At 66.3% G+C, this 406-nt stretch carries 1 protein-coding gene; it reads right to left on the bottom strand.

Annotated features, from left to right (window positions below; all coding sequences use genetic code 11):
- Positions 1-404: RidA family protein (locus tag EN852_RS35645; protein WP_135879663.1), on the bottom strand; the 404-nt coding region annotated here is incomplete at its 3' end.
- Positions 405-406 lie beyond the last annotated feature (2 nt).

Genomic DNA, 406 nt, shown 5'->3' with positions numbered 1-406 from the left:
AGGCCTATGAGCATGCCCGCCTGACCGGGCTCAATCTGCTTGCCGTCATGCATGCGGCAGCCGCCGATCTTGTCGAAGACATCGGCGAACAGGTCCGAACAGCCATTGACCACCCTTGGGTGGTCGCTGAAGGTCGGCGTCGCGTTGACGAAGCCGAGCAGCTTGACGACGCGCACGATGCGGCCGAGATCGCCGGCTGCCGCATGCATGACGGCAAGCAGATTGAGCCCGGTCAGGCGGGCATGCTCATAAGCCTGCTCGACCGTCACATCCTCGCCGACCTTGCCGGTGCAAAGCGTGCCGTCGGCGCGCAGCGGTCCCTGGCCGGAGAGGAAGATCAGCCGGCCGCTCTCGGCATGGGTGACGAAGTTGGCGATGGGCGTCGGCGGCTCGGGCAGTGTCAGGC

The sequence above is a fragment of the Mesorhizobium sp. M2E.F.Ca.ET.209.01.1.1 genome, assembly GCF_004010375.2.
GTDB lineage: Bacteria > Pseudomonadota > Alphaproteobacteria > Rhizobiales > Rhizobiaceae > Mesorhizobium.
This window is presented reverse-complemented; position numbering and strand designations above follow the sequence as displayed.